Origin of the sequence: Microvirga sp. VF16 (genome assembly GCF_016864375.1) — a bacterium.
Taxonomy (GTDB): domain Bacteria; phylum Pseudomonadota; class Alphaproteobacteria; order Rhizobiales; family Beijerinckiaceae; genus Microvirga.
This window is the reverse complement of the sequence record NZ_CP069354.1, coordinates 5,323,860-5,344,644: the sequence shown is the minus strand read 5'-3', so window position 1 is coordinate 5,344,644 and position 20,785 is coordinate 5,323,860. Positions and strand designations below refer to the sequence as shown.

General features: G+C 60.7%; 15 protein-coding genes and 1 pseudogene. 9 read left to right on the top strand and 7 right to left on the bottom strand.

What is annotated here, in order from left to right; genetic code table 11:
* The first annotated feature begins 64 nt into the window (after positions 1 to 64).
* The 6 genes from JO965_RS25115 to JO965_RS25090 all read left to right on the top strand — a co-directional run bounded on the left by JO965_RS25115 (position 65) and on the right by JO965_RS25090 (position 6,084).
* Positions 65 to 1,345 carry an ABC transporter substrate-binding protein gene (locus JO965_RS25115; RefSeq protein ID WP_203441642.1) on the top strand — a complete coding sequence of 427 codons (1,281 nt, stop codon included), beginning with the start codon at positions 65 to 67 and terminating at the stop codon, positions 1,343 to 1,345.
* 87 nt (positions 1,346 to 1,432) lie between these two features.
* Positions 1,433 to 2,374, top strand: a complete 942-nt coding sequence (locus JO965_RS25110; RefSeq protein WP_203441641.1) for a carbohydrate ABC transporter permease — start codon at positions 1,433 to 1,435, stop codon at positions 2,372 to 2,374.
* Entirely contained in the window at positions 2,367 to 3,233 is an 867-nt protein-coding gene (locus JO965_RS25105) for a carbohydrate ABC transporter permease (protein WP_203441640.1), read from the top strand. The genes JO965_RS25110 and JO965_RS25105 overlap by 8 nt, the downstream gene beginning before the upstream one ends.
* 10 nt (positions 3,234 to 3,243) lie before the next feature.
* Positions 3,244 to 4,275 carry a Gfo/Idh/MocA family protein gene (locus JO965_RS25100; RefSeq protein ID WP_203441639.1) on the top strand — a complete coding sequence of 344 codons (1,032 nt, stop codon included), beginning with the start codon at positions 3,244 to 3,246 and terminating at the stop codon, positions 4,273 to 4,275.
* Entirely contained in the window at positions 4,275 to 5,153 is an 879-nt protein-coding gene (locus JO965_RS25095; protein ID WP_203441638.1) for an SMP-30/gluconolactonase/LRE family protein, read from the top strand. The genes JO965_RS25100 and JO965_RS25095 overlap by 1 nt, the downstream gene beginning before the upstream one ends.
* 127 nt (positions 5,154 to 5,280) lie before the next feature.
* Positions 5,281 to 6,084, top strand: coding sequence for an NAD(P)-dependent oxidoreductase (locus JO965_RS25090; RefSeq protein WP_203441637.1), 804 nt, complete (start codon positions 5,281 to 5,283; stop codon positions 6,082 to 6,084).
* Between the two features lie 206 nt (positions 6,085 to 6,290).
* On the opposite strand, the gene JO965_RS25085 is transcribed toward JO965_RS25090, so the two are convergent.
* On the bottom strand, positions 6,291 to 7,391 hold the full coding sequence (locus tag JO965_RS25085) for a Gfo/Idh/MocA family protein (RefSeq protein ID WP_203441636.1): 1,101 nt from the start codon (positions 7,389 to 7,391) through the stop codon (positions 6,291 to 6,293).
* Positions 7,392 to 7,697: 306 nt separating this feature from the next.
* Between JO965_RS25085 and JO965_RS25080 the strand changes: the two genes are divergently transcribed.
* Together JO965_RS25080 and JO965_RS25075 are read left to right on the top strand one after the other, a co-directional pair.
* Positions 7,698 to 8,753, top strand: coding sequence for an ABC transporter ATP-binding protein (locus tag JO965_RS25080; protein ID WP_203441635.1), 1,056 nt, complete (start codon positions 7,698 to 7,700; stop codon positions 8,751 to 8,753).
* Positions 8,754 to 8,908: 155 nt separating this feature from the next.
* Positions 8,909 to 10,003: an NAD(P)/FAD-dependent oxidoreductase gene (locus JO965_RS25075; RefSeq protein ID WP_203444348.1), complete on the top strand. Its 1,095-nt coding sequence runs from the start codon at positions 8,909 to 8,911 to the stop codon at positions 10,001 to 10,003.
* A gap of 113 nt (positions 10,004 to 10,116) precedes the next feature.
* On the opposite strand, the pseudogene JO965_RS25070 reads toward JO965_RS25075, so the two are convergent.
* Positions 10,117 to 10,884 (bottom strand): annotated as a pseudogene (locus tag JO965_RS25070) (sodium:proton antiporter); the annotation flags it as partial.
* Positions 10,885 to 11,135: 251 nt separating this feature from the next.
* Between JO965_RS25070 and JO965_RS25065 the strand changes: the two are divergent.
* Positions 11,136 to 11,924, top strand: coding sequence for a class II glutamine amidotransferase (locus JO965_RS25065; protein ID WP_203441634.1), 789 nt, complete (start codon positions 11,136 to 11,138; stop codon positions 11,922 to 11,924).
* A gap of 19 nt (positions 11,925 to 11,943) precedes the next feature.
* Here JO965_RS25065 and JO965_RS25060 read toward each other — a convergent pair whose 3' ends face one another.
* The 5 genes from JO965_RS25060 to polA form a co-directional block, all read right to left on the bottom strand.
* Complete coding sequence (locus tag JO965_RS25060) at positions 11,944 to 12,228, bottom strand: hypothetical protein (RefSeq protein ID WP_203441633.1); 285 nt, start codon at positions 12,226 to 12,228, stop codon at positions 11,944 to 11,946.
* 263 nt (positions 12,229 to 12,491) lie between these two features.
* On the bottom strand, positions 12,492 to 16,265 hold the full coding sequence (locus JO965_RS25055) for an endonuclease/exonuclease/phosphatase family protein (RefSeq protein WP_203441632.1): 3,774 nt from the start codon (positions 16,263 to 16,265) through the stop codon (positions 12,492 to 12,494).
* A gap of 175 nt (positions 16,266 to 16,440) precedes the next feature.
* Positions 16,441 to 17,148 (bottom strand): glutathione S-transferase, encoded by a 708-nt coding sequence (locus tag JO965_RS25050; protein WP_203441631.1) that lies wholly within the window; start codon positions 17,146 to 17,148, stop codon positions 16,441 to 16,443.
* Positions 17,149 to 17,212: 64 nt separating this feature from the next.
* The gene (locus JO965_RS25045; RefSeq protein ID WP_203441630.1) at positions 17,213 to 17,659 is read right to left on the bottom strand and encodes a GNAT family N-acetyltransferase; all 447 of its coding nucleotides are present in this window, start codon (positions 17,657 to 17,659) and stop codon (positions 17,213 to 17,215) included.
* Between the two features lie 22 nt (positions 17,660 to 17,681).
* Complete coding sequence (gene polA / locus JO965_RS25040; RefSeq protein WP_203441629.1) at positions 17,682 to 20,738, bottom strand: DNA polymerase I; 3,057 nt, start codon at positions 20,736 to 20,738, stop codon at positions 17,682 to 17,684.
* Positions 20,739 to 20,785 lie beyond the last annotated feature (47 nt).

Genomic DNA, 20,785 nt, shown 5'->3' with positions numbered 1-20,785 from the left:
TCGTCGAGAGAGGCAACACATTCGGGCGACCGTCGAAGCGGCGCCTAAGAGGGAGAAACGCCACATGACTCACGACCTTAACCGTAGGACCTTGCTGAAGGCGGCCCTTGGGTCCGCCGGTCTCAGCGCTTTTGGAAGCCTTCCGGCTTTTGCGCAGGATGCGCGCATTCGCCTGTATTGGTGGGGCTCGAAGGAGCGCTCCGATCGCACCCTGAAGGCAGTTTCGCTGTATCAGGAGCGGAACCCAAGCGTGAAGATCGACGGTGAGACCCTGGCCTGGGGCGATTACTGGCCGCGGCTTGCCACGCAGGCTGCCGGCCGCAACGCGCCGGACCTGATCCAGATGGATTACCGTTATGTGGCGGAATACGCCCGCCGCGGCGCGCTGCTGCCGCTCGACGAGTTTTTCGGCAAGTCGCTCGATATCGGCGATTTCGACAAGGCTTCCCTCGACAGCTGCAAGGTCGACGGCAAGCTCTACGGCATCAATATCGGCAACAACTCGAACGCCATGATCTACAACAAGGCCGCATTCCAGAAGGCCGGCGTGGCCGAGCCGATCGACGTGACCTGGGACAAGTTCTTCGAACTCGCGGCTGCGGTCACAAAAGCGCATAACGGCGAGTATTTCGGCTCGTCCGATGCCAGCGGGGAAGAGCCGGCTTTCGAGAACTGGCTCCGGCAGCGCGGCAAGGCGCTGTTTACCGAGGACGGCAAGCTTGGCCTCACGGAAAAGGATGCGGCAGACTGGTTCGCCATGTGGGCCAAGGCGCGTGAAACCAAGGCGTGCCCGCCGGCCGATCTCCAGGCGCTCGACAAGAACAACATCGAGACGAACCTGCTCACGCAGGGCCGTGCAGCCTGCGCGTTCAACCACTCGAATCAGTATGTCGGCTACCAAGTGCTCAACAAGAACCCGCTCGGCATCACCATGTATCCGCAGGGCGCAGGCCCGAATCCCGGCCATTATCTCAAGCCGTCGATGATGTGGAGCATCTATGCCCGCAGCAAGGTGGCCGAGCCGGCGGTGAAATTCGCGAACTTCACCGTGAAGGACGTGGATGGCGCGAAGGCTCTCGGCGTGGAGCGCGGCGTTCCGGCCTCGCCGAAGATCCGCGACGCGGTGTCGGCGGATCTCGATGCCCAGGGCAAGCTCGTCGTGGACTTCATTTCGCACGTCACGCCGAAGGTCGGGCCGATCCCGCCTGCTCCGCCGAAGGGCGCCGGCGAGATCCAGACCATGCTGCGCCGCATCTCCGAGCAGGTCGGTTTCGGACGCGTGTCCACGGCCGATGGCGGCAAGCAATATGTCAGCGAAGCACAGGCTATTCTGAGCCGCGCCTGACGTTAGCGCTTTTTGACTCACCAGGCCGACCCAGCCGAACCGGGTCGGCCTGTCCGTCTATCATGACATTGCTGTGAGCCATACTCTATGACAACAACTGCTCAAATTCCTTTGACGATCATCGAGCCGGAGAAGCGCAGCAAGCGTCGGGGAGGATTTTCCCGTGCGCTCGTCTCCTACTCCTTCCTGGCACCCTGGCTCATCGGCTTTCTCGGGCTGACCCTTGGCCCGACACTGGCATCCCTTTATCTGTCCTTTACCAATTTCGACCTGCTGCAGGATCCGCAATTCATCGGAACCGCCAATTACCAGCGCATCATGACCAGTGATGCGAAGTTCTGGCATTCCATGCAGGTGACGTTCGCCTATGTCATCATGGCCGTTCCGCTGAAGCTCGCCTTCGCGCTCAGTCTCGCCATGGTGCTCAATCGCGGCATCGCCGGATTGCCCCTCTATCGCGCCCTGTTCTATTTGCCCTCGCTTCTCGGCGCGAGCGTCGCCATCGCGGTGCTGTGGCGCCAGCTCTTCGCCAAGGACGGTCTCGTCAACGTGGCGCTGGCTCTCTTCGGTATCGAAGGTCCAAGCTGGATCTCCGATCCGAACTACTCCCTGTACACCCTGGTGCTGCTCAGCATCTGGCAGTTCGGCTCGCCGATGATCATCTTCCTCGCCGGGCTGCGTCAGATCCCGCCGGACGTATACGAGGCTGCCAGCATCGACGGCGCCAACAAGGTGCAGCAATTCATCAAGATCACCCTTCCGCTGCTCACGCCGGTGATCTTCTTCAACGGCATCGTGCAGACCATCGACGCGTTCAAGGCCTTCACCCCGGCCTTCATCATCAGCGAGGGCACGGGCGGTCCGATCGACTCGACGCTCTTCTACACCCTCTACCTTTACCAGGAAGGCTTCGCCTATTTCCGCATGGGATACGCGTCAGCCCTGGCATGGATCCTTCTGATCATCATCGCCTGCTTCACCGCCTTCTCGTTCCTCACCTCTCGTTACTGGGTCCATTACAATGATTGATGCAGCAACAGACGGAACGACGCAGAATGTCAGCGGAGCCCGCTCGCTTCTGTACCACGTGATCCTGTGCGGCGTGTCGCTGCTTATGCTCTATCCGCTCCTGTGGATGCTCGCGAGCAGCTTCAAGCCGGACGACGAGATCTTCGGCAACGCCTCGCTCTGGCCGGACACCTTCACCATCGATGCCTATATCCGTGGCTGGTCCGGCCTGACTGTCAGCTTCGGGACCTTCTTCTGGAACTCGCTGGTGATTTCGGTCTTGAGCGTAATCGGCAACGTGGTCTCGTGCTCGCTGGCGGCCTATGCCTTCGCGCGCTTAAGATTCCCGCTGAAGAACTTCTGGTTCGCGCTCATGCTCGGCACGCTGATGCTGCCCTATCACGTGACGCTCATCCCGCAATACGTGCTGTTCCTCAACCTCGACTGGGTGAACACCTTCCTGCCGCTGGTGGTGCCCAAGTTCCTGGCCGCAGACGCCTTCTTCATCTTCCTGCTCTATCAGTTCTTCCGCGGTATTCCGCGCGAGCTCGATGAGGCGGCGATCATCGATGGAGCCGGGCCCTGGCGTATCTTCTGGAGCGTCATGCTGCCCCTGTCGATGCCGGCGCTGGCCACGGCCGCGATCTTCACCTTCATCTGGACCTGGGACGATTTCTTCGGCCCGCTCATCTACCTGAACGATGCGAGCCAGTACACGGTACAGCTCGGCCTGCGCACCTTCGTGGACTCGACGGGTAAGTCCGACTGGAGCGCTTTGTTCGCCATGTCCGTGGTCGCCCTGATCCCGGTCCTGCTGTTCTTCGTGGTCTTCCAGCGCTTGCTGATCGAAGGCATCGCGACCACTGGTCTGAAAGGTTAAGGACAGGCGAATGTCAGCATCCGGAATTCGCTTCGCCGTCATCGGCATCAATCACAACCATATCCTCGGCCAGGTTGATGCCCTTCTCGGCGCCGGCGGTGAGTTCGTGTCCTTTTTTGCCAAGGAGGACGACCTCGCCGCTCCCTTCGCGGAACGCTACCCGCAAGCCAAGCGCGTCGATGACGCGCGCCGGATCCTGGAGGACGACAGCATCGCTGTTGTCCTCAGTGCCGCGATCCCCAAGGACCGCGCGCGCATCGGCATCGAAGCGATGCGCCACGGAAAGGACTACATGGTCGACAAGCCGGGCATGATCACGCTCGACGAACTGGCTGAGGTGCGCCGGGTTCAGAAGGAGACCGGGCGCATCTACTCGATCTTCTATTCTGAGCATTTCAGCAGCCGCGTCACCGACAAGGCCGGCGAGCTGATCCGTTCTGGTGCCATCGGCAAGGTCGTGAATACCTTAGGTCTAGGCCCGCACCGTCTGAACGCACCCATCCGTCCGTCCTGGTTCTTCGAGCGCGAGGCCTATGGCGGAATCCTGACCGATATCGCATCCCATCAATGCGAGCAGTTCCTGTTCTATGCGGGTGCGAAGGATGCCGAGGTCACCTATGCGCTGGTGGCCAACCGCAACAATCCTCACACGCCGGGTCTGCAGGATTTCGGCGAGATGACCCTCAGGACGCCTGACGCCACCGGTTATATCCGCGTCGACTGGTTCACGCCGGATGGTCTGCCGATCTGGGGCGACGGACGCGTCATGGTCGTCGGTACCGAGGGCACTATCGAGATGCGCAAGTACATCGATGTCGCCGGTCGCGAAGGCAAGGATCACCTCTTCCTCGTGGATAAGACCGGTATGCGTCATCTCGACTGCTCCAACGAGGACCTGCCTTACGGGCGCAACTTCCTCAACGATGTTCGCGACCGCACCGAGACCGCCATGAGCCAGGAACATTGCTTCAAAGCCATGGAACTGACTCTCAAGGCGCAGGCGCTGGCGGAAGCCGCGTTAGCCGGGCAGGGGGCCCGCTGATGCTCGACTTCCGTCTGCTCAAGGATGTTCGCTGCGGAGTTGGTGAAAGCCCCGTCTGGGACGACCGCCGCGAGGTTCTGTTCTTCATCGACATCAAGGCTCCGGCCATTCACTCGATCCGGCTCGACGGTACGGAGCATCGCACCTGGACGATGCCGCGGGTCGTTGGCTCTATCGGTCTCGGGGCCAGTGGTCGTCTGGTCGTGGCGCTTGAGCGCACGATCGCCGTCTTCGACCCGGAGAGCGCGAGCCTGGACATCATCGCGGAGGTGCCGGGCGAGCCAACCTGGCACCGTCTGAACGACGGAAAGGTGGGACCGGACGGTGCATTCTGGGTCGGCTCGATGGATGACCGTCCGCAGAAGGAACCGCGCGGCTCTCTCTATCGCGTCGACGGGCGCGGTCAGGTGACACGCGTGCTGGAGCACGTGTGCCTTGTCTCTAACGGACTGGCCTGGTCTGCCGACGGACGCACCATGTTCCATTCGGATTCCCGTGGGCCCTGGATCGACCGCTACGATTTCGATGCTTCGTCAGGCCGTCTCGCGAACCGGGCTCGCATCGCCACGCTCGATGAAGCCACCGGCCGGCCGGATGGCGGGGCCTGCGATGCAGAGGGATTTTACTGGAGTTGCGGCGTGTCGGCCGGACGTCTGAACCGCATCACGCGGGACGGGGAGATCGTTTCGTCTCATCCCGTTCCGGTGCCGGCCCCTACCATGCCGTGCTTCTGCGGTGACGATCTGAAGACTCTGGTCATCACGTCCCTCAAGCCGGACAATCCCGATGTGCTGGCTTCCGCCCCGCAATCCGGCAGCCTGTTCATCGCGTCTTCCCCGGTGGCCGGGGTACGGATCGAGCGTTGGGCAGACGCCTGACGGTTGCCGTCCCGGTGCTGTCCTGGGGATTCCGACAGATTTTCTGGATTAGTCCGCCGGCAGAAACGGTATGATTCATCATATATCGTATAAATACACCTATCGCCATCAGCACTGCGAACCAGCCATGACCTCGAAACGAATTCTGCTCACCGGAGCCGCCGGCCTTCTCGGAGACGTTCTGCGCCGCTCCTTCGCTGGACAGTTCCAGTTGCTGCGGCTTTCCGACATTGTCTCTTTGGGGACGGCAGGTAAGGGCGAGGAGATCGTCGCCTGCGATCTTGCCGACGCTGCTGCCGTCGAAGCCATGTGCCAGGGGGTAGATGCCATCATCCACCTCGGCGGCATCCCGTATGAAACCGGATGGCCCGAACTGCTCCGGTCCAACATCATCGGCACTATCAATCTGTATGAGGGTGCGAGGCGCGCAGGTGTCGACCGTGTGATCTTCGCGAGCAGCAATCATGCCACCGGCATGCACCCGAACGACAGAATGCTTTCGGGCGAAAGCCCTGCCCGACCCGATTCGAGGTACGGGTTGACGAAAGCTTTCGGGGAGGATGTGGCGGCGCTTTATGCCTACAAGCATGGCATCCGCAGCTTCTGCCTGAGGATCGGTTCGTGCTTGCCCAAGCCGGACGACAAAAGGGCTTTGTCCACGTGGTTATCCCAGGACGATTTCGTGCGTCTGATCCAGGTGGGTTTGAGTGCCGATTACGTGCACGAAATCGTCTATGGCGTCTCCAAGAACACCCGTTCCTGGTGGGACAATTCCGCAGCCTACCGTCTCGGCTACGAGCCGCAGGACAACGCGGAAGTCTATGCGGCGGACGTCGGGGATATCGAGCTCAAGACGGAGCTCGCCCGCCAGTACCAAGGCGGGAATTTCGTAGCGGATGAGTTCGAAGGCCGGAAGGAATGGCTAGGCTGAGGTTCCGTTGAGCGTGTAACGGACTCGCTCAACTGGCTGAACAAAAGTAAAAGCCCGGGGTGCACCGCAAGCACCCCGGGCTTTTCATGAGGTGATGACTAGCGCATCGTGCGGAAAAGTGGATCCGGTTTTCCGCGCCCAACGATGCGCTCTTCAAAGAGTGGAGCATCGGACCCAAAAGTGGATCCACTTTTGGGTCCGATGCTCTAAGCCCGAGCAGCGTAGCGCAGGATGTCGGCGCCTTTGTTGGCAAGGCTCCAGTTTGCGTAACGCGGATGATCGGAACCGACCTGAACGGGCTGCGGACGCTCGGTCTCGATGGACTGATAGAAGGCCGTCAGCAACTCCAGCGAGCGGCGCGCATCGGCCAGGGTGATGGGGAGTTCTCCGCCTGTGACAAGCGCCTCGTGATAGGGGGCGAACAATCCCTCGAAGCGCGTCGGAACGAAATTCCATCCTTCGAAGGCTTGGTCGATCCGGGTCTGCACCTCGGGAGAGGCTGGAATGATCTTCCACGGATCGTCGCCGGGGGCGTAAGGCTTCTGGCAGCTCTCGAAAGTCACGTTCTCGAAGCAGAAACGCAGGCGGCTGATCTCGTCCTGCGAGCCCAGGGTCGCTGCCGTGGAGGCCAAGGCCCCGTTCTGCATCTCCAAGCTGCCGACGACGCAATCCTCCACCTCGATGTTGTTCACGCGCGTGGCAGCGCGCGCAAACACGGATTTCACCGGACCCATGACGAAGGTGAGAAGGTCGTGCAGGTGGATCGCGTGCGTGACGAGAACGCCGCCAAGCTCGGTTTCCCAGCGCCCGCGCCAAGGATTGTCATAGTACTTCGCGGTGCGCTTCCAGAACACCTCGACGGAAGCGAGATAGGGCTTTCCGGCAATGCCATGGTCGATGATGTGCTTGGCCTTCATAATGCCGTTGCCGTAGCGATACTGGAAGATCGGCAGAACTCGGCCTTTGGATTGCTTCTCAGCCTGGATCACCTTGTCCACATCGGCCACGGAGCCCACGAGCGGCTTCTCGCAGACGACGTTCTTGCCGGCGGCGAGAGCCGCCAGGATCTGCTCGAGATGGGCCGCCGGAGGCGTGCAGACATCGACGATATCCACATCGTCCATCCGGAGAATCTCGGCGTAATCCTTGATCCGACGCTCAATGCCGAACTCATTGCCGATGCTCGCCAGACGCTCATCATTGAGATCGCAGATGGCGACCACACGGAACTTGTCCGGATGGGCCGCATAGGATTCGATATGAGTGCGGCCGATTCCGCAGCCAACGACCGCAACATTCTTGATCATGAGCGCTTTTCTCCCTTCGCTCTGAGCCGTGCAGGCTGTTCAGAGCTTGACGATGCAAACCCGGTTCCTGTGTGACGACAGACGATCCGCAAACGGATGGAAGCGACTCATCGTGGCTGAGCGTCAGGAGCCGTAATCTTCGCGATGCAACGGCACTCCGGCTTGCATGTCAAGATTTGTCGTGCAACATGATATGTGCTTAACTTGATCAAGTTGTAGAAACACCTACGATAGCGTAGCCATATCAAGGTTCTAGCAGGGCACCCTGAGAGTGCCGAGAACGCACAAAGTTTTGGAGGAAGCCCCGTGGCCTCAGTCGAGATCCGCAACATCCGTAAGAATTTCGGAACGGTTCCGGTCATTCATGGCGTATCGATAGACATCCAGGACGGGGAGTTCGTCATCCTCGTCGGGCCGTCGGGATGCGGCAAATCCACCCTCCTGCGCATGATCGCAGGTCTGGAGAACATTTCCGGCGGCGAGCTTCGGATTGGCCCGAAGGTGGTGAACGACGTTCCGCCCAAGGAGCGCGACATCGCCATGGTGTTCCAGAACTATGCGCTCTATCCGCATATGACGGTGGCCGACAACATGGCCTTCTCGCTCAAGCTGAAGCGGGCGCCCAAGACCGAGATCAAGGCCCGGGTCGACCGCGCCGCCGAAATCCTCGGCCTCGGCAAGCTGCTCGACCGCTATCCGCGCCAGCTCTCCGGCGGCCAGCGCCAGCGCGTGGCCATGGGCCGTGCCATCGTGCGCGATCCGCAGGTCTTCCTCTTCGACGAGCCGCTCTCCAACCTCGACGCCAAGCTGCGCGTCGCGATGCGCACCGAGATCAAGGCCCTGCACCAGCGTCTCAAGACCACCACCATCTACGTCACCCACGACCAGATCGAAGCCATGACCATGGCCGACAAGATCGTGGTGATGCATGACGGCGTGGTCGAGCAGGTCGGCGCACCGCTCGAACTCTATGACAGTCCGGCCAATCTGTTCGTTGCCGGCTTCATCGGCTCCCCGGCCATGAACTTCCTCAAAGGGCATCTGCAGGGCGGCAGCTTCGTCGCCGAGGGCGGCATCTCCCTGCCGGTGGCCAATGCGCCGGCCGCCTCGGACGGCAAGCCGATCATTTACGGCATCCGGCCGGAGCATTTCATCCTCGATGAAACCAACGGCCTGCCGGCGGAAGTGGCCGTCGTCGAGCCGACGGGATCGGAGACGCAGGTCTTCGCCAAGCTCGGAGGCACCGATATCGTCGGCGTGTTCCGCGAGCGCGTCGATGCCCAGCCAGGCCAGCAGATCCGCGTCACGCCGGATCCGAAGCTGGTGCATCTGTTCGACGAGCAGACCGGCAAGCGCCTCTGATCACAAGTCACCTGATGGCGGCCCGCATCTGCGAGGCCGCCTTTTTTGTGAGACCAGCAGCGCTGTCATTGCTGGGTTGAAATGGCAGCCCTGGATGGCGGTCGAACGCCGTTGTATGCCCCGGCCTGATGAACTCACAGAGTTGGGAGGCGGTCATAGACGTCCTGGTAATTGGCGCAGGAGTCGTCGGGCTTGCTGTCGCGCGCGCTCTCGGCCTTCGCGGTGATAGCGTGATCGTGGCTGAGGCGACCGGCGGCATCGGCAATGGTGTCTCTTCGCGCAACAGCGAAGTGATCCATGCCGGGATGTACTATCCCTCCGGCTCCTTGCGTGCACGTCACTGCGTCAACGGACGACGGATGCTCTACGCCTTCTGCGAGAGCCACGGCGTGCCTCATGCCAAGTGCGGCAAGCTCATCGTCGCTACGAATGATCTCGAGCAGGCCAAGATCGAGGGCATCTACGAGCAGGGGTTGGCGAATGGCGTCGAGGGGCTCGCCTGCCTGACGGGTGAGGAAGCGCGAGCTCTGGAACCGAACCTTGCCTGCACGGGTGCCGTGCTGTCGCAGGAGACGGGGATCGTCGACAGCCACGCCCTCATGCTGGCGCTGCAGGGCGATCTCGAGAACGCTGGCGGCGTGATTGCCTTTCATGCGCCGGTGGAGCGGATCACGCGGAGCGCACAAGGATGGAACGTTCAGGTCGGTGGAGCGGAACCGACTGAACTCACCGTCGATGCGGTGGTCAATGCGGCAGGGCTCGGCGCCCAGGCACTTGCCCGCGCGACGGAAGGCTATCCGGCCGATCGCGTGCCGCCCCTGGTCCTCGCCAAGGGTAATTATTTCGGCTGTCTCGGCAAGCCCGCCTTCTCTCGCCTCATCTACCCCGCGCCCGTCGATGGCGGATTGGGCACTCATGTGACGCTCGATCTTTCCGGCCGCATGCGCTTCGGGCCCGATGTGGAATGGATCGAGCGCGAGGAATACGAGGTCGATCCGCGCCGGGCAGAAAGCTTTTATGCCTCCATCCGCCGTTACTGGCTCGGGCTCCCCGATGGATCACTTGTTCCCGATTATTCCGGCATTCGTCCCAAGCTCACCGGAGCAGGCGAGAAGGCTGCCGACTTCATGATCGATGGACCGGCAGAGCATGGATTATCAGGGCTCGTGCAGCTCTTCGGCATCGAGAGCCCAGGGCTGACCTCATGCCTTTCGATTGCCGACGATGTGGCGGAGAGGCTGGTCGTTTGAAGACGATTGTCATCCCGGGGCTGCGTAGCAGAACCCGGGATCGCATGACGAGAATGGCGCCTTATTCTGCTTGCGATCCCGGATCGCCTGCGGCGCCCGGGATGACGCGTTGGCTATCCCCTGAAGAAGAGCAGCGTGAGCAGCAGGAAAGTCGGAAGCAGGATCGCGCCCGACCAGAGCAGATAGCCGAAGAAGCTCGGCATCTTCACGCCGCCTGCGCGGGCAATCGCGTAGACCATGAAATTGGGGGCGTTGCCGATATAGGAGTTGGCGCCCATGAACACGGCGCCGGCGGAGATCGCCGTGAGTGTCAGCGCGCCCGTCGTCATGAGTTGCTGCGGATCGCCGCCAGCGAGTTCGAAGAACACAAGATAGGTCGGCGCATTGTCGAGGAACGAGGACAGGCCGCCGGAAAGCCAGAAATAGGCGGCATTGTTGGCACTGCCGTCCAGATTGGTCACGAGCGGCGCGAAGGCGCCGTCCGCGCCGGCGCGCAGCATGGCCAGCACCGGAATGATGGCGATGAAGATGCCGGCAAAGAGCTTGGCCACCTCCTTGATCGGGTCCCAGGAGAAGCCGTTCTCGATCCGGTTGGCCTTTGGCGTGGTCTTCAGCGAAGTGATGGTGACCGCAATCATGATGAGATCACGCAAGCCATTGGCGAATTCGATTTCTGTGCCGAACACGGTCATGCGGCCGAGATCGACGGTGGCGCTCATGAGAATGGCGCCGATGATGACGGCGATCAGCAGGACGTTGATGCCGCCCGTGATGCGGACCGGATTGTCCGGCGTCGGATCGGGACGGACGCGGCCTTCCTTCTTGTAGACGATGAAATCGATCACGAAGAAGAGAGCGAGCAGGAGCAAGCCGGCAGTCAGCGCCAAGCTCGGAAGACGAAGCATGTCTTTTCACGTCCCCATGCTGGTCCCACCGGCTCGTTATAGAGTGCTTGCCGATGTTTTTATGAGACTAAGCATGCGCTCGCCAAGAGAAGAAGCATCGGAATTGACCCCAAAAGCGCATTCCGCTTTTAGGTCCGATGCTCTGCCGTTAACCGGCTATTCACCATAAGTCAAAGATAGTACAACAGGGTTACAAAAAACTGCCGCGTTAGGGGGCTGTCCAGTCGATGTGCCGCTTTCTCGCCTATCAGGGGGAGCCGATCTTCCTCGACGAACTCGTCTGCGCCCCGGCCCATTCTCTGGTCCATCAATCGCTTCACGCGGTGGAGGCCAAGACCGAGACGAACGGCGACGGATTCGGCATCGGCTGGTACGGGGAGCGCAGCGAGCCGGGGACCTATCGCGAGGTCCGCCCCGCCTGGTCGGACGAGAATTTGAGAAGCCTGTGCGAGCAGGTGCGATCGCGGCTCTTCTTCGCCCATGTGCGCGCTTCCACCGGCACCTCGACCACGCGGGCCAATTGCCATCCCTTCGCCCATGGCCGTTATCTCTTCATGCATAACGGCCAGATCGGCGGCTACGGGCGCATCAAGCGCCGGCTGGAAGCCCTGATCCCCGACGATCTCTACGACCGCCGCCTTGGCACCACAGATTCGGAGGCGATCTTCCTTCTCGCTCTCGCCAATGGATTGCCCGAGGAACCTGTCACCGCCATGGCGCGGACCCTCAAGCAGGTGCGCGGCCTGATGGATCAGGCGGGCATCGAGGAAGCCCTGCGCTTTACCGCCGCCTTCACCGATGGCGAGAACCTGTGGGCCTATCGCTGGGCCTGCGATGCGAAACCGCCGACCCTGTATTTCCGCGAGGATGACGGTAACCTGCTTGTGGTCTCCGAGCCCATCGACGACAAGACCAGGGGCTGGCGCGAGGTGCCGAAAGGTTGCAGCCTCGTCGCCAAGGCAGGCCACGTCACGGTGGAATGCCTGAACGAGGCCATGGGATGTCTGGCGGCCTGAAAGGGACGCCGGCCAGTGTTCACGAATTCAGGCTATCGGCCGGCCGCGCGATCAGGGACATCAGCGCGCCCTTGAGCGCTTCCATCTGAAGTTCGGTCTCGGTTTGGGCTGACCCGGCATCCGGATTATTAAGGGCTCGTAACCGGGCATTCTCGCTGGCGAGCCGGTCATTCTCGGCCATGAGAATGGCAATCTTCTCTTCGGCGATCCGGAGACGAGCCTGAATTTCGTTCCGCTCCTGTTCGCGCAATTGTGCCCGGTCGCGCCAGAGACGGTTCGCAACGCTTTCAGTTTCCTCACTCATGGCCTGCTCCTGATCCTTCCATAAGATCTATAAGCAGAATGGAATAAATGAGGCGTGTATCAGTCCGATCCATATCTCGGAAGGGATCGGCACCAGCATATCGTGCGGACCTCCGGTTCCGCGCCCAACGATGTGCTCATCAAAGAAGGGAGCATCGGATGGATCCCAAAAGTACAGATCCACTTTTGGGTCCAATGTTCGAGCAGACGAAAGGCCCCTGTATGAGCAGGGGCCTTTCGCTGAAGTCATGATCGGTATGTCGATCAGATCACGAAGAAGTCGCTGTGGGTGAGGCTGAGGCTCTTGTTGAGCGTACCGATCTTCACCTGGGCCTTGGCGCCGGTACCGTCCTGATCGTAATAGAGCGCGCCCGTCTTGTTGTCGTAGACGATCCGGTCCTCCCGGTCCTGCGCCTTGGCGCCCTTGATGAACATGTCGGAGGTGAACTTCTTCGGCTTCGAGGCCGAGCCGGAGCCGAGCTTGGTGAAGACCTTGTTGTCCAGGTAGATGCTGTCATCCCGCACGCTGAAGTCGAAGATCCGGTCCACGTTCGTGCTGTTGTTCGCCTTGGTGTCGAACACGAAGGTGTCCTTGCCGGATCCTCCGCGCAGGATATCGTTGCCGAGGCCGCCATAGATCTTGTTGGCGCCGGCATTGCCGGTGATCGTGTTGATCAAGGCATTGCCCGTGAGAGAGACATTTGCGGCACCGGTGGCGTTCAGCCGCTCGACATCGGTGGTCGAGCCGAGCGCGAAGCTGACGGAGGTCTGAATTGTATCCGAACCGCCTCCCGCGACCTCGGTCACCACATCGTCCGCATTGTCGACGATGTAAGTGTCGTCTCCTTCCCGCCCGGCCATGCGGTCGGCGCCGGCGCCACCATCGATGACGTTGCCCGCTGCCGTTCCGGTGATCGTGTTGACGAAGGCATTGCCCGTCAGATCGATCGATCCGCTGCCGGTGGCCGTGAGCACTTCCACTTCCGTACCCGCGGCAAGCGTGAAGCTGATGCTGGTCCGAACGGTATCGGTGCCGCCACCCATAGCCTCGATAATTCTATCGAGAGCGTTGTCGACGATATAGGTATCGTTGCCGCCGTTGCCCTGAAGGACGTCGGCACCGGCATCGCCATCGATAAGGTTGCTGGCCATATTGCCGACGAGCGTGTCGTTAAAGGCCGAGCCCCGCATGTTCTCGATGGAATTATAGGTGTCGCCTGCAGCCTCGCCGGTATTGACGAGAGGGGCGTCGAGGCTGGCCGTCACGCCCGAAGTCGCGCCGACATAGGAGACATAGTCGATGCCCTCGCCGCCATAGAGGCCGTCCGCGCCTTCGCCACCGAGCAGGATGTCGTCACCAGCATTGCCTTCCAGGTAATCGCGCCCGGCACCGCCAAGCAGCACGTTGGCGCTTCCGGTGCCGATCAGCGCATTGCTGCCGCCATCGCCACCGATATTGGGATTGTTGATCGTCGCGCGCGTGACCTTGAAGGTCGAGCGCGCCACGAGCGCATCGTGGTCGCTCACCTGCTGGTTGGCGTCGAACTCGGAGTTGATGCGCACGATGTCGAAGGCCTCCATGCGGGCTCGCAGGGCGGCCGAGACATAAATGTGGTCGAGAGACTGGGAATTGCCTTCGTAGATGTAATCGGTGCGGTTGCGCGGATCAGCGATGAAGTCCTCGGCCATGTTCCAGAGCACCTGCTGACCGCTGTTGATGGTGCCGTCGAGAGTCTTGAGCGGGTTGCTCCAGGAAAAGTCGTTGAGGTCGCCGAGAACGACGACATTTTGTGTAAGAGGATTTTCCAGAAGCTCATCTACATAGGCATTGATGATCTTCGCCTGCTCGATACGCTGGGCTTGGCTTCTAAGAACAGGGGGTTGAGTCGTGCCAAAGATTCCGCCGTCACCGCTCTTGGAGTTCAAATGGTTATTGATGAAGGTGTAGCGCTCGCCCTGAAAATCGAATTGTGCGACCAGTGGCTTGCGGCTGGCCTCGAATGCGTCGCCATCGACTGTAGGCTGATCGTCGACGATGCGTTTTAATGATCCGGCGACGAAATCCACCACATCATCGTTATAAAGGAAGGCTTGACGGATATTACCACCGGTTTGTCCGCCATCTTTATTGTTCACGGGCTCCAGATAGGCGAACTTGTACTCTGGGCCTCCTGCGGCCTTGATGTAGTCCACCAGCTTCTGCAGAGTTTTGTGGGAAGATGTCACGCCATTGTCGACGGAGCCGGAGTCGTCCTGGACCTCCTGAAGGGCCAGCACAGCCGGCGCACCCAGGTTGTTGACGATTTGGTTGGCGACGGCAGCGAACTGGCCTCCATCGATATCGGCGTCGCCGTCATCATCGTTGATGTCGAGATTCTCTACGTTGTAGTTACCAAAGGTAAGGAAAAACTCGTTAGGCCTTGTGACGCTGGTGACCTCCGGTTGAAGGTTCGAGGTTTGTGTTACGACAGGCGTAGTGCTGATCAAGACCTCATAGTTGCTGAAGCCGTAGGACATGATACCGGTCTGTGCACCCAGCCGGGCACCGACATCGACCATCGGCATGTTGAGCGAATCGCGGATATTATCGAACTGAATCCGCTCTGGATTGAAGTCGCCTTCCTCTGATATCGAGAGCCCGCCACGGTCATTGAGGCTATCGGAGTCGTATGCTCCTTCGATAACCGTATAGACCTCGCCGAAGTTGTTAGTTGCGCCGACGACCCGTGTCGGCTCGACCGTTACGCGCATGCCTTCCAGAGCTTCGTAGAACGCGATTGCATTTGCAACTGTATCGGTCGGGGGCGTTATGCCGTTAGGCCCAATCAGAACGGCCTCAGGAAGCGCGTTGCCTCTGTCGATGAGACTGACGGTAACAGGAATTGTATCGCTGACTTTAGTGATTTGTGTCAGGCCATTAAATTCAGTGACCTTGCCATTAACGAAAACTTCGTCTCCCACCTCGAAGTTTGGTATCCAATCGGATCCCATGAACACAAAGATGCCGTCGGAAGTCGCCGTATTGCCGTCACCTGTTGCATCCTGGATATAGAAACCTCGGCTCTCGCCAATCATCTGGATGCCGGTGATGATACCAGTAGTCATGACCACTTGGTTATTTCTTGCAGCCGTCAGGCCAGAGCCCTGAATATCGTAAATCCGCACCGGATCATCGTTCATGATCGTCGTGGTTGCGGACGACTGTATGACTGTCACGCCGGGGGTGACATTTGACAGAGCAACAGAGAATCGCTCATTCAATTCGTATAGCTTGTCAGTACTAACCGTAACGGTAATGTCGTAGGTGGTTCGGGTTCCCGTAAAGGTAAAGCTTCCGCTGGTAGGCCCTGTGAAATCGTCAGTTGATGCCCAACCATCTTGACCAAGGCCTGCCAAGCTCCAGTCGAATGTAACGTCTTCACCCGGGTTGAAGCGCGTAACTGTGAATGTAACCGTTGTCGTACCGTCGCTGCCTTCGGTGATGGCAGTATCAGCTGAAATTCTAAGACTTTGGCCTGCTGGAAGCTCAAATGTTTGGCCGGTATTCACATCGCCTTTTGTCGCCGTACCGACAGCGCTAAAAGCGGTCCATAAATCGAAATCCTCCGAGTCATAGCCAACTCCCTGGCGCTGGAGCGACCCTGTGGACGAGCCGCCGCCATTTTCGAAAGCTCCGATATTTGTGCTGTCCATTCCAGCTGCAGCGCCGTCAGTGGCTTTAAAAGCTCCCTCATAACTCAAAAACTCGACGACGTTTCCGGCCGCGTCGATCAATGCGATTCCGTCGGGTCCGCCGTTCTGAATGAAATTCGTGCTGGGTGGGTCGATACCGATGAAACCAAAAGCGCTTTCAGACGGTCCTTGGATCGTACCAGTCAGGTCGAACGTATGGTAAACTTGACCATTGCTGCCATTGTAGAGCTGAATCTTCCAACCATTCAGATTGGTGCCCACAAAGCCTGCAATTTCGATAAATTCGTTCGGGTCATTTGCGGCACTATTATCGTAGTGAAACTCGTTGATCCAGACATTAGCCATGACAGGGTCCTCGCATATCGATCAGCGTTCTAGGCTTCCGCGTGAAAGCATTTAGCCATGAAACGATGTATTGTTAGGATGCGCAAGTCCTACGGGTCGGAGATGACAGTCTTATGAAAGGCAAAGGCTGCCCGATGATCGGCCCAGGTGAATTTTTACGAGCGTTTCGAGGCGCTTACCCGTCAAGCTCGGGGTAGCGGCGGAAAATCCCTTCCTCGTTGAAGGGGATGCGCCGGGGGCTTGCGAGATAAGCCTTGATGCGCGGCCTTTCCGCTACGGCATCGTGCAGGGCTGCCACATGGGGAGCGCCCTTCAGGGTCCGCCTCGTCGCCTTGGGGAAGGCGTAGGTCAGCCCTTCGATGACCTGGAACAGGGACAGATCGGCATAGGTGAGGGCGCGGCCGACGAGATGGCCGCCTTCAGGATTGCGGGTGAGGATGGTCTCGAACCAGTTCAGGAATTTCGGAATACGGCTGCCGCGGAATTCTTCCGAGCGCCGGAGCGCCTCTTCCTTCTGATCTTCGTAATAGAGGTCGGCCCCGACCGGATGATGCGTGTCATGCGCTTCAGTGACGAAATCGCCGATGGTGAGCTGAATCTGATGCGTCCAGAGCCCGCCTTCCGGATCCTTAGGGGCAAGCCCATGTCGGGCACCGAGGTAAAGCAGGATCGCTGCCGTCTGGCCGACGATGGTCTCGCCATCCTTGAGAAAGGGCGGCGCAAAGGGCGGCCGCTCCGCACTCCCCATCAGGCGCGCCATGGCGGCCGTGCCCTTGGGCTGCCGCGCCACGTCGACATAATCGGCTCCGGCCTCTTCCAATGCCAGCCGTACGAACTCGCCGCGTCCCTGGATCGTCGGCCAGTAGTAGAGTTCGTAAGGCATGAGGCGTTTCCATTCTCTTCCAACGATGCATCGCCTGAAGAGGGTGGAGCGCGGGGCCTGAATGTCAAAGGGAGGTCTGAGCCAGACGCTCCAGGGCCGCGCCTTCCAGTCGCATATGACGATGATGCAGGTCGTGCATGCCGATGGATTCGTAGAAGCGGATCGCCGGTCGCTCTTCCTCGACGAAGAGTTCGACGCGGATCCAGTCCCGCTCCAGCGCGACCCTTGCAACGGCTGCCATCAATGCGCGTGCCGCACCCGTACGGCGTGCTTCAGGTACGACATACAAGGCATGAACGATACCCATGGGTTTGCCGCGCCAGCCGGCATAGCCGCGAAAGAACGAAACGAAGCCGACAGCCTTTCCGTCGCGTTCCGCAATGAGCGCTTCGAACAGCGGATCAGGCCCGAACCCATCGGCCCTGACTCGCTCGACAGATGTCCAGGGCGTTTGACCGGGACGATGATCGTCGACTGTCGCCGACCGGATCCTGAGAGCGGAATCCTTCATGGTTGTGCAGTCATCCGCCCGCCTAATGCGCCTCGTCCCAGTTCTGCGCGGCCCGCGCTTCCACGGCGAGCGGCACTTTGAGCGTCACGGCAGGGAACGGGGCTTCCGTCATCACGCGCGAGATCACCGGCAGTGTCGCCTCGACCTCGTCGTCGGGCGTCTCGAACACCAGTTCGTCGTGCACCTGCAGCAGCATGCGGGCGGAGAGGCGCTCGGCTTTGAGCGCGTCTTCCATGCGGACCATGGCGCGGCGGATGATGTCGGCGGCAGTGCCTTGAATGGGCGCATTGATCGCCTGGCGCTCCACGCCCGCACGTTCGGACGGGTTCGACGACTTGATCTGCGGATAATGGCAGACGCGCCCGAACAGCGTCGTTACGTAGCCCTTGTCGCGGCAGAACTTCTTGGTTCCATCGATATAGGTGCGGATGCCGGGGAAGCGCTCGAAATACTGCTTGATGAAGGCCGAGGCTTCCGCATTGCCGATGCCGAGGCGCGTGGCGAGGCCGAAGGCGGAGATGCCGTAGATGATGCCGAAATTGATGGTTTTCGCCTGACGGCGTAGATCGCCCGTCATCTGATCGAGCGGCACGCCGAACATGGCAGAGGCGGTGGCGGCGTGAATGTCGATTCCTTCCGCGAAAGCCTCCTGCAATTGCGGAATGTCGGCGATATGCGCCAGGATGCGCAGCTCGATCTGGCTGTAATCGGCCGAGATGATCTTGTGGCCTTCCGGCGCGATGAAGGCGCGGCGGATCTTGCGGCCGGCTTCCGTTCGGATCGGAATGTTCTGCAGGTTCGGATCGGACGACGAGAGACGTCCCGTCGTCGTCGCTGCCAGCGCGAACGACGTGTGCACCCGCTTGGTCTCGGGATGCAAGTGCTCCTGCAGCGTATCGGTATAGGTCGATTTCAGCTTGGAGAGCTGCCGCCATTCGAGAATTTTTGCGGGCAGCTCGTGGCCGGCCTGCGCCAGTTCGTCGAGGAGGGTTGCAGGCGTGGCCCATTGGCCGGACGGCGTCTTCTTCGCGCCGGGCAGGCCCATCTTGCCGAAGAGAATGTCGCCGATCTGCTTCGGCGAGCCGAGCGCGAATTTTTCGCCCGCCATCTCGTGGATCTCGTCCTCGAGCCGCGCCAGCGTCTGCGCGAAATCGCCCGAGAGACGGCTCAGGATCTGCCGGTCGACCATGATGCCGCGCATCTCCATGCGGGCCAGCGTATCGACCATGGGGCGCTCGAGCGTCTCATAGACCGTGGCGCGGTGCTCGGAGACAAGCCGCGGCTTCAGCACCTGCCACAGGCGCAAGGTCACGTCCGCATCCTCCGCCGCATAGGCGGTGGCCTTCGAAATCTCGACCTTATCGAAGGTCACCTTGTTCCGGCCCGTGCCCGCGACCTCCGAGAAGCTGATCGGCGAGTGGCCGAGATGGCGGCGCGAGAGCTCGTCCATGCCGTGCGAGCCCTTGCCGGCATCGAGCACGTAGGAGATCAGCATCGTGTCGTCGAACGGGCGTACGTCGATGTTGTGGCGCTTCAACACGACCCAGTCGTATTTCAGATTCTGCCCGATCTTGAGAACCGATGGATCTTCGAGAAGCGGGCGGATGGTGTCGAGCGCGTCGGTGATCGGGATCTGTCCCTTCACGAGACCGCCGCCGAAGAGATCCGATTCATCACGGTGCTGCAGCGGCACGTAACAGGCCTTGCCGGCCTCAACCGAGAGCGAGAAACCGACGAGATCGGCTCGGTTCGCATCGAGATCGCTCGTCTCCGTATCGACCGCGACAAAGCCCTGCTCGCGCGCCAGAGCGACCCATTCCTTCAGGCGCTCCAGGCTTGTGACGGTCTCGTAAGCCGTGACGTCGAAGGGCGCGGATGAGGCTTCCGTCACGCGCTTTCCCGCAAGCTGCGAGGGCGTGCCGAGACCCTCGACAGATTTGCGCAAGGTGCTGGTCTCCGGCAGGTCGAGACCGGCGAAGGGATCGACCTCGCCCGCTACCGTATCGACCTTCCCGAAGAAGGGCACGGCATCGTCGGTGGGTGCCGTTACGCCGGTGCCGTTGCCGGTCCAGCGGATCGCCTCGCCGCCGGGCATGAGGCGTTGATCCGGCGCGATCGCGGCCGGATCGGCATCGTAGAGCTCCGCCACCCGCCGGGTCAGCGTGTTGAACTCCATGGCCTTCAAAAAGCCGATCAGCGTCTTGGCATCGGGCTCGGGCAGGCGCAGGTCGTCGAGCGGCACCGGCACCGGGGCCTCGCAATCGAGCGTCACGAGCTTCTTCGAAAGACGCGCGGCTTCCGCATTGTTGATGAGCGTCTCGCGGCGCTTGGGCTGCTTGATCTCGGGCGCGCGCTCCAGCAGCGTTTCGAGATCGCCGTATTCCTTGATCAGCTGGGCTGCGGTCTTCAGGCCGATGCCCGGCACGCCCGGCACGTTGTCCGAGGTGTCGCCCATGAGAGCCAGCACGTCGCCGATCTTCTCCGGCGGAATGCCCTCCCACTTCTCGATGACGGCGGCCTCGTCGAGATTGCGTTCGGGCCGGTAGCCGGGCTTGCCCTTGGAGCCCGATTCGAAATCGTAGAAGCAGACCTTGGGCCCCACGAGCTGCATCAGATCCTTGTCGGACGAGATGATGAGCACGTCCGCCCCGCGGACCTTGGCCTGCTGGGTATAGGTGGCGATGAGATCGTCCGCCTCGTAGCGCTCCAGCTCCACGGGCTCGAGCCCGAAGGCGCGGATCGCCTCGCGCATGATCGGCATCTGGACCTTCAGGTCCTCCGGCGCATCCGGCCGGTGGCCCTTGTAATCCTCATAAAGCTCCTTGCGGAACGAGCCTTCGGACTTATCGAGCACGATGGCGAGATGCGTCGGCTTCAACCCCGCCGCCCCGTCGCGCATGAATTGCAGGAGCTTCGACACGAAGAGCCGCACGGCCCCCGACGGCATGCCGTCCGAAGAGCGCGCATTGTACTTCTGGTCCTGGTTCATGGACTGGAAGTAGGCCCGGAAGATGAAGGAGGAGCCGTCGACGAGAAAGACATGGTCGCCGGCTTGGACGGGACGGGAGGACGAGGACATCGGGTCTCGGGGGCTTGAAGGGCTGCTCACGGGGAAGAGATAGCGGG

Bases quoted from the DNA above. Each gene is read 5' to 3' on its own strand.
- JO965_RS25115 (WP_203441642.1), top strand. From the start codon at position 65: ATGACTCACGACCTTAACCGTAGGACCTTGCTGAAGGCGGCCCTTGGG.
- JO965_RS25110 (WP_203441641.1), top strand. From the start codon at position 1,433: ATGACAACAACTGCTCAAATTCCTTTGACGATCATCGAGCCGGAGAAG.
- JO965_RS25105 (WP_203441640.1), top strand. From the start codon at position 2,367: ATGATTGATGCAGCAACAGACGGAACGACGCAGAATGTCAGCGGAGCC.
- JO965_RS25100 (WP_203441639.1), top strand. From the start codon at position 3,244: ATGTCAGCATCCGGAATTCGCTTCGCCGTCATCGGCATCAATCACAAC.
- JO965_RS25095 (WP_203441638.1), top strand. From the start codon at position 4,275: ATGCTCGACTTCCGTCTGCTCAAGGATGTTCGCTGCGGAGTTGGTGAA.
- JO965_RS25090 (WP_203441637.1), top strand. From the start codon at position 5,281: ATGACCTCGAAACGAATTCTGCTCACCGGAGCCGCCGGCCTTCTCGGA.
- JO965_RS25085 (WP_203441636.1), bottom strand. From the start codon at position 7,391: ATGATCAAGAATGTTGCGGTCGTTGGCTGCGGAATCGGCCGCACTCAT.
- JO965_RS25065 (WP_203441634.1), top strand. From the start codon at position 11,136: ATGTGCCGCTTTCTCGCCTATCAGGGGGAGCCGATCTTCCTCGACGAA.
- JO965_RS25060 (WP_203441633.1), bottom strand. From the start codon at position 12,228: ATGAGTGAGGAAACTGAAAGCGTTGCGAACCGTCTCTGGCGCGACCGG.
- JO965_RS25055 (WP_203441632.1), bottom strand. From the start codon at position 16,265: ATGGCTAATGTCTGGATCAACGAGTTTCACTACGATAATAGTGCCGCA.
- JO965_RS25050 (WP_203441631.1), bottom strand. From the start codon at position 17,148: ATGCCTTACGAACTCTACTACTGGCCGACGATCCAGGGACGCGGCGAG.
- JO965_RS25045 (WP_203441630.1), bottom strand. From the start codon at position 17,659: ATGAAGGATTCCGCTCTCAGGATCCGGTCGGCGACAGTCGACGATCAT.
- polA (WP_203441629.1), bottom strand. From the start codon at position 20,738: ATGTCCTCGTCCTCCCGTCCCGTCCAAGCCGGCGACCATGTCTTTCTC.